Source organism: Vibrio sp. 10N.261.52.A1, from assembly GCF_002876325.1.
Lineage (GTDB): Bacteria > Pseudomonadota > Gammaproteobacteria > Enterobacterales > Vibrionaceae > Vibrio > Vibrio chagasii.
The window spans coordinates 1-9053 of the sequence record NZ_MCYD01001358.1; the positions used below are offsets into that span (position 1 = coordinate 1).

At 37.9% G+C, this 9053-nt stretch carries 3 protein-coding genes and 2 pseudogenes; 4 read left to right on the forward strand and 1 reads right to left on the reverse strand.

What is annotated here, in order from left to right:
- Positions 1–17: 17 nt before the first annotated feature.
- The 4 genes and pseudogenes from BCT81_RS27730 to BCT81_RS27745 all read left to right on the forward strand — a co-directional run.
- Positions 18–479: pseudogene (locus BCT81_RS27730) on the forward strand (ISAs1 family transposase); the annotation flags it as partial.
- Between the two features lie 195 nt (positions 480–674).
- Positions 675–3101: a M13 family metallopeptidase gene (locus BCT81_RS27735; RefSeq protein WP_102426533.1), complete on the forward strand. Its 2427-nt coding sequence runs from the start codon at positions 675–677 to the stop codon at positions 3099–3101.
- Between the two features lie 246 nt (positions 3102–3347).
- The gene (locus BCT81_RS27740) at positions 3348–8015 is read left to right on the forward strand and encodes a DUF1566 domain-containing protein (protein ID WP_102426534.1); all 4668 of its coding nucleotides are present in this window, start codon (positions 3348–3350) and stop codon (positions 8013–8015) included.
- A 66-nt stretch (positions 8016–8081) separates the two neighbouring features.
- Complete coding sequence (locus BCT81_RS27745; protein WP_102426535.1) at positions 8082–8813, forward strand: isochorismatase family protein; 732 nt, start codon at positions 8082–8084, stop codon at positions 8811–8813.
- Between the two features lie 36 nt (positions 8814–8849).
- Here the strand turns inward: BCT81_RS27745 and BCT81_RS27750 are convergent.
- Positions 8850–9053, reverse strand: a pseudogene (locus BCT81_RS27750) (IS630 family transposase); the annotation flags it as partial.

Below are 9053 nucleotides of genomic sequence, written 5' to 3' on the forward strand. Positions count from 1 at the left end.
CGATTTAAAGACGCTTACTCTCTATTGAACAAGGACACGGTCGTGTAGAGTCTCGCCAATGCTATGTTTTTGATAGTACCGAACTTGAAGGTAACTTCTCTCGCTGGAAAGACTTAAAGAGCATTGTAATAGTTGAAAACTTCCGCCTTGAGAAAGGCAAATCTATCGAGCTAGAGTACCGTTATTACATCAGCTCTAAAGCGCTTAGTGCACAGCAAGCGGCGAAGGCAGTTAGAGAGCACTGGGGCATAGAGTCAATGCACTGGGTACTTGATGTCACCATGAATGAAGATGCGTGCCAGATATACAAAGATCACGGTGCGGAGAACTTATCATGCTTACGTCATATGAGCTTGAACATGCTCCGAGAAGAGCCAACCAAGCTAAGCATCGTAGGGAAACAAAAGCGATGTATGATGAATACGTCCATGCTGGAGGCAATATTAAGTGCTGGTTTTAGTCAGGTGGTGAAAAACTAGCCACTCATGCGGTAGCCCTGGTTCGCAGACGCTTACAATACACCCAGTTAAATAACCGAAACATAATAAAACACACACCTATTCTCACATTCCTACCTCACCCTCACACATTAATATAAAGTGTTGTTACATTGACATCAGTCAATGTAACAACGACCCACCAGTCACTAACCGAATAAAAATAGAGCAGGAAAAATGTTAAAAAAAACCGCACTCACTATTTGCATTTCGTCTTTACTTGTCTCTGCAAGTTCTTCTTTTGCATCCGATATAACAAGTAAAATTCCATTAACTGCACTGGCCATTATAGAAGACATTAAGGATAATCAAAGTGCCTTCAAATCAACATTCTTAAATACAGAAAAGACCGCCTATCCTTTCTTTCGTTCAAAATCAGAAAATAATAATAACGTTAAAAATTGGTATATTGGTGAAAACATCCCGATAAAAGCTTTAAAAGGCTATCGTTTCATTCTGAAGGATGTCATACCGTGGAATGGAAACTACTATGATATATACGACATTACAGTTGACGACACGACGACACTTGAAGACCTAGGTTTTGATCCTAAGCCTCGCGATGGATTTACCAAGCTCTTATACGTCATCGATCCTAGCTCCACCAATTTTGGATTACGGAGTTTTAATGGTGAGCCAGATAATGAGACACCTTTTGGCTACCCCTACCCTGCTGATTTTGGTGTAAAGAAGAAAGATGTTGATTGGAACATTCGCCCCCAGGATGATCTATATAACCATGTTAACTCTCAATGGTTAAAAAAAACCAAGATACCTGAAACAATGAGCAGGATTTCATATGTGGACATGTTTCGAGTAAAAGTAAAAAATGATATTTCATCCCTTGTCGAGGCTATCAGGAATTACTCCAATCTTCCAAATAACAGTGAGGAAAGGAAGATCGTTGATCTCTATGACTCTTACTTAAATACCGACCTTTTAGATTCCATATCACTCAGTGCACTAGATGATGAACTAAAGAAAATAGATAATATTAGAAACAAAGATGATCTGGTGCGGTACTTTGCCTATGCAGAATCAATCGGTATAAAAAGTCCTTTTGATATCCAAGTCATCCCCGACCCGAATGACACAAATAAATATACTACAATTATATTGCAAAGTGGATTAGGTTTACCAAGTGAGAATATATACTTATCACCAAAGTACAAAAAAATAATGCATGGATACCTTAACCATATAGGTAAGGCGTTTGAGATGGCCAATATGGTTGCCCCCTATGATCAGGCTTCATTGGTGGTATCACTCGAAACAGCCATTGCAACGTTTTTTATGCCCGCCGAAAAAATGAGTGACCGGAAAAACATGATTAACCCTAGAACAATAGAGGAACTAAATAAGGAATCCAGTAATATCAACTGGACGTTGTATTTCTCTAGCTTAAATGCTCCAAAATTAAGCCACACCCTTTTAGGGATGCCTGATTTCACAACTAATATAGATTGGCTATCCAAACCAGAATTAATGAGCAGCTGGCGTGCTTACTTTAAATGGCAACTGATAAACAGTTACTCTCCCTATATCGATAAAAATTTCGAGTCACATAAATTCAATTTCTATTCAAAAGGGCTATATGGTATTGCTAAAATGGATAGCCGGGAGGCAAGAGCATTTTCTCTTTTAGATAATACTCTTGGTCAAGCCGTGGGAAGACTTTATACTAGCGCCTATTTTTCCAATGAGAAAAAAATAGCCATTCAAAAGATAGTCGGAAATGTTAAGTCTGCGTATAAGAAACGGATTATGGCTTCCACGTGGATGAGTGAAAAAAGCAAATCATTATCTATTGCTAAGCTAAACAATATCGACGTTAAAATTGGATACCCTGATAATGGGGTAACGTACGACAGTTTATCTATAAAGCCTGATGATCTTGTTGGAAACATCATTAGAACAAATAAATTCAAGCTGAAAAAAGAGATATCTAAATTAGATAAGAATCAGGTAGACAGAAATGAATGGGTCCTTTACCCACAAACTGTAAATGCCCAATCCAGAGACACTATGGTAGATATTACCTTCCCAGCGGCGCTTCTCCAGCCTCCCATCTACTCTCAATACGCTTCGGCTGCGGCTAACTATTCATCAATAGGAATGACCATTGGTCATGAACTTAGCCACCAATTTGATGATGATTATATCCCTTTTGACCAACATGGTAACTACACAAACTGGATGCCAAAAGCCGAGATGGCGCGTTATCACAAACGCACATCTGCACTTATTGAACAGTACAACGATAAATACCTTGTTAACGGCAGACGAACGTTAGTAGAAAACATTGGTGATTTAACCGGTGTCAACATTGCCTTTGATGCATTCAAGGCGCTTCCTAACGAACAAAAACAGGATAACAAGGATGCATTCAGCCCTTACCAGCAATTTTTCCTCAACTACACCAAATTTTTACGTACAAAATATTCCCCGATGTCTAACATTAATTCGGGTAAGCATGCTCCAGCAGAGTACAGAGTAAATGGCGTGATGCAAAACGCGCTCGGTTTCTATGACAGTGACGCATTCTCGCTTCAGCCCGGAGACAAACTCTATCTTCCTGAAAGCAAACGTGCCGATATTTGGTAATAGCTTAAACTGCTTATAAGCGTTATCAATGCAATATATCTGCACCGCTCTCTATAACTATGGGAGCGGCGTTTTTTAATACCAATCGGATTAAGTAGATGGTCAGAAATTTGCGCAGGGAAAATCGTAAGCGTTTTTAAATCGACTCATTCAATCCTTTCAATAAACGTCGTAACCTTTAACTTTGATCGTTAAAGGTACTCAGTTGAAGTGGTAGTCTTTAAACATTAACGGCCGGCATTGTGAATGAAAAACAAAGCCATTTACTCTAATAAATTAACTGATGAGAATGAAATAAGCATCATGAAGTTGATAGGCTCTATACTAACCTTGGGGTTATCCTTATCTCAGATTAGCTACGCACAACAATGCGTAATTGACAATATAACAGAAGAAGATATTACAAAAACCGAGTTAGATGATAACTACATTGGCTATGAAGGTGATGTAGATAAAATTCCTCTCGAAAAAAATGTTTCCAATGACTTTCTTCATACAGAAATACAAGCTGATGGATTGAGCGAATATGGAAAAATCGCTGATACTGGTTTTGGCGACGGAACAAGTATTCCTTATGCATTACCTGAAGCTGTCGATGCTGAAAAAGATGTCAGTCTGGTCGTAAGTGAGGTGACTAGTGCCGGAGAGACAGTCTTGGGTGGTGTAATGGCTGGTGTTGCTGTATTTTCAGACATATCTTCAGCATTTTCTAATGATCACGCCGCACTCAGCTATCATATTTGGGCTGCTGAAAACGCCGTATTGGATGGCTGTTCTGCCATACCTGGACTTCAAGAAATTTGTGGGCCATTAGCTCTTATCTCTCATATTGCTGAAAGTATTAAAAAGGGAAAAGATTGGGACGTTAAGGTCAGTAAAATGATAAAGAAAGTCGCATCTCAATCGTTTGAAAAAAGCCTTAACAGCGCAGATAAACAAGCACTTGCAAAGCTTGATAAACTTGATAATGACTCCTTAAAGTCATTTACTGCATTAGTAAAAAAAACAGAAAGAGAAATTGAAAACAACATAAAGCAGTTTGTCATGGCAAGTTATGTCCATGGATCTAAATACAGTGAATTATATGCATCAAAGCTCGATACAAGTTTTCACTCGATTAATAATGTACAAAATCAAATTGCAGCAAACTATGTGCAAAAAGCGCTGATAAATTATCCGAATTCTAGGGAAGGTTTTGAAAGAGTTGTATCGGCTATTGGAGCTTATGTGCCGCTGGAGCTCACAACTAAAATTCAACATAATGACTTTATAACACTCGTTCAGTCCTCTGTTGAAGCCAACGAAACAAAAAAACAGCTTGCAACGACTGCAAAAAAAGAACTCGGCGCATTTAGTAGCCGATTTGACGAAAAGATACGTAAAAATATCACTGTAGTAGCTAACTATTTAATTAATGGCTACAATACAAACTTATTTGAGCGAGCGGAGGAGCGTGCATTTGAACGAGTTAAACGCTGGTATGCTGAAAAAAACGGTGATAAAAATGGGCAATTACGCAAATGTGATTATGACGATGCCGGTGAATTGGTTTGTGTTACAGATACGAGTTTTAAAGTAACTACAAAAGACTTTGATAGGCTCCCACAGCTAAAAACCATATTTGGAAAATATAATGGTAAGCGGGACTTTAGTGATCTCATCAATGACCAGTTAATACTGGTTAAAAAATCTGAACTAGATACATTCAAAGCATATCAACCTTGGTTGTATCGTCCTTCTAAAAGTGAAATTATCAGGCTGGCTTCAAGTGGAAGAATGTATGAAGAGGATGACCTTGTATTTTCATTGGTTATTGAGCCACTTCCTGATAAATATCAGTATATTGCCAGTGAAGAATATAATAAATGGGTGTCATACTCATACATTCATGACTCAATTCATATGAAACTGTACAACGTTCGTAGTAAAACATCATATAAACATGGGGCAGAGTTTCTTTATCGATTCTTAACGAAACTTGAGTATGGTTTTAAGGTTCGAGAAATCTTAAAATCAAAAAAAGTCCAACAGTCCAACAGCGATAACTTTTTCTCGTATCGTGGTACCTATAATAGTTTTGATATTGTTACAGGCAATAATATCTCAACTTTTGATCAAGCTAAATCATATTGCCAAAACCTGAATAATAGTGTTTTCCAATTTTTGGGAACCGGATGGCGAATGCCAACGCTAAAAGAGATGAAACACTTATCAACAAAGCAGCCTTATCCAATGTTTATTGATACCGTTGATAGCCCATTTAAGGATGATAGTTTTTTTATAAGCGATCGTTTTACATGGAAAGGGTCTGATTTCTATCGTTCCTTTAATCCCAAAACAGGGGTTTATGGGGGGCATTATCTGAATACTCTCAATCACTATCCTATTTGTATTCGAGGCAATAACAAGCTAGTGAAGATAAAAAATATCACTAAAGTTCCTAAAGAAAAAAAGTGGGAAAAAGTTAAACTTTTAGGCAGTCATAGCGTTGTTTTAAAAAATAATGGAAAAGAGCACGTCTTTGACTTTCGAAAATTTTTCGAAAGAGCGACATTAAGCACTCTAGGAAATAGCTTTTATGCTGAACTATCCGCTGAAGATGATATTTATCGAGGGATATATCGAGATCTAAGTTTTCCCAAGTGTTCAACAAGTAATTACGTTAATAGAAAAGAAACCCATTACTGGGGAGATGTTGTATATAAAAGTAATAGTGAGCGAAGCCTATTAGTATTAGTACCCTGTGGAGATTTGTCCAAGGCAGTCAACTATCATGGAAGGTCGCTAACTCAAGGTGACCTAAGTGTACTTGCTGCAGATAGATTAAGTATCAATTCTTGGCAGAGATACGCTTGGTTTAATAATAAATCGAATTTGTCTGATGAATTATTCTTTAAGCTGAACACTAGTGCGTCTGGTAGAGAAGTGTCTGGGGGAGTGAGAAATACTCTCGGAAAATTAAATCCTATAAAAGGAACCTATGTCCCCCTCGATATCCAAGATACTTATTATATTGATTTTAACGTTTATGATGGTGACTCTGGTGTTTGCCTCCAAAGATTTAAAAGTATAATGAATTCATTTGGAGGCACTAGAATACCATTTAATTGTGATGGCTCTATTGATGCATCCCGTATTTCTCCTGTTGATTTTCTACCTTGGTCATCTTCCTCTATTAAGGCGATGCCATCAGAACCTGTGAGCCTCCAAAACAAACAACAACTGAAAGTTAACGAATTAGCAGATATTTTAACTAGCAACTTATCGCTTTTTTATCGTTCAACGGGCTTAGCTGATGGTTTGAACAAATTCAAAATTGAGATAGGCCAAGAAAATGGAGAAATTTTCTTATTTAAATCTAATAGTACACTCAAAGGGTTAATTAAGACGCCTAAGGGAAAAGGCTTAGTGGAAGGCACTGTGAACAATGGTTTTATGGAGTTGTCCTGGTTTGATCTCCCAGTTGCATTATCAAAGACATGCAACTCATCTAGGCATGTCGGTAACGCGGATTATTCAGTACTTACTAATAAATGGGGAAAGGCTAAGGTCTATTTTGATGATAATCTAGTTGGAGGCGTTGGTACTATCAATGCTTGTGGATTACAAACTGCCCATAAAGGCGATACTAATTTTGTTAATTTTCTGATATTTCAAGATAGAGATAATTTACTAAAAAATAAACAAACACTTGCTGCTGAACTGGTTAAAAAGATGTACGTCTCACACCTTAATCTAGATGGAATTAGTACATATACTTTGGAACCTACAGCAAAAAGTACTGGAACCATACAATCAAAACGATTATCGTTGGTTAGGCAGAATAACCTAATAATGGGTTTTCATGATGGCGCTAAAGTACTTGATGGTAGAGTTACAGCCAAAGGACAATTTGAAGCATATGTAACCGCAACCCTGTTTGATCATGCTAATCAGTGCAAGCAATATCAGCAAGCAATCCACTCAAACTCCTGGGCTAAAATCCATGGCTTTTTTGATGACAATATTCTATTGCTTGACTATGCCCTTTGTGATGTAGGGATGCCATCACACGAATTTGTAATGGTTAAAGAAGGTTCTGACCACCTCGTTGCGGGCTATGACTATAGATACTTGCTCCAGAACCTTCGACACCATCAAATAGGGCGTGATAGCGCTGCTCGCTGGGTGATTAAAAACGATAGAGGCATGGGATTAGAATGGGAAGTACACCCTTCTCATGAAAACTGTAACCGAATTGATGACGAAGAAGATTGCGCAGTACCCGAAAATAGTAAAAATGCCAAATTTGATCCGGATTCATTTGATTTAATGCGCATTGTTAAAGCAAGTGATTTAAAGAGAACTGATATTTATTACAACTCTTTGGTTGAAGCTGATACGCCGTACCGTGGGTATTCTGGGTGGAATATAAAACAAAACGTAACTGACAAGTTGTTTATTTTTAGTGACACTGGGTCGTGTGAACTGATGCGGGCTCCACTTAACCGAAACTTTAGTTATGGTACATTCCCTGGCAACTTTGCGGCGGATTCTATAGGACTAGACGCGCGTGAAGCCAATCTGTTTTTTGCCTGTGGAGGGCAAGGCTTTAATAGGAGGCCACTTTTTATCAAAAGAAATACACCTTCGCCGTTTGGTGGAAAGGAGTTGAATGGCACAGGTTCTGTTACATCTTCTTCTAGGGATTTAACCGATAATTTTGAAGCTATTGCCGCACCTATCGTGATTGATAAAGAAGGGGTCGATCACTACCGTATTAAGGTCACATACAATAAAAACGCTTACGGGATGGAGTGGTCTAATAAAGAAATTAATAGCGAAGAAAGGCAAGCAAAAACCGACACTGGCGAAGGTGACTTGTTCAAAATAGAACGTCATGATTTGTCTTCAGTAATTACGTCATTCAAATAACAGTAATAAATATGGATTAAAGGGCTGCAGGTCAGCCCTTTAACATCTCTATAGGTCCAAATAGATATGAAAATATATAGATATTTCCCGATATTAATAGTGGCGTCTTTTTCCACTTTTGTAGTCAATGCCGGTACTAAAGACTCTATCAAGCTACTAAAGAGTTTGTCGAACTCACAAAAAAAGACCGCTATTATCATCGTTGACATGCAAAATGGTTTTAGAAACGGAATGGATATTAAGGAACTTATGAAAAAATCGAAGAAGCTTAACAAAGTCATTAACTATGCTGCAAGTCACGATATATTAACCATTAACGTGGTGATTCCAACAAACACATCAGTCAATGAGGCGACGTTACTTCAAAAGCTCCGACATGATAAAATAAAAACATATTATAAATTATACAATGATGCGTTTCGAGGCCCTAAACCAGGTGATCCCGATCTGAGTTTATTTGAAAAAAGGGTGAATGAGGGTTTTACGAAAGAAGGATCTGCAGTTATAAATGATGATCTAGAATCTTACCTTTTAAATAAAGATGTAACTGATCTCTATGTTGCAGGCTGCTTTGATAGATTATGTGTAAGTGATACCACGGAAGGAGCATTAATAAAGGGTTTTAACGTTCATGTTGACAGAGATATGAATGTATCGATGGGAGGCGTTGGTACTGAAGGTATAACCGAAGGCTGGAAAGAGCTTAAAGATACTTATCCGACACAGCTAAATGTATTTTCTAATAGTTTACCTTTATCTGAACAGTATAACACTAGTACCGTGTGTACTATCCAATAATTATATAATTTTGACTGCGTGATATGATATACCCGTTCAACTTGAAGATGCAGGCTTGAGAACTTGAAAATTATCATTAATTCGAGATGTCAAAGAGCCTGCGATATCTGGAAGAGTCACAGTGAAAAATTGGTTTATTGCCGCCTTGAAATCCCGTTTACTTTTGAAGTAAACATTGTTCCTCGACTTCTCATTCATTACTTTCCATAGCCGCTCTAGTGGGTGTAAGCGTCTGCGAAC

Bases quoted from the DNA above. Each gene is read 5' to 3' on its own strand.
- BCT81_RS27735 (WP_102426533.1), top strand. From the start codon at position 675: ATGTTAAAAAAAACCGCACTCACTATTTGCATTTCGTCTTTACTTGTC.
- BCT81_RS27740 (WP_102426534.1), top strand. From the start codon at position 3,348: ATGAAAAACAAAGCCATTTACTCTAATAAATTAACTGATGAGAATGAA.
- BCT81_RS27745 (WP_102426535.1), top strand. From the start codon at position 8,082: ATGAAAATATATAGATATTTCCCGATATTAATAGTGGCGTCTTTTTCC.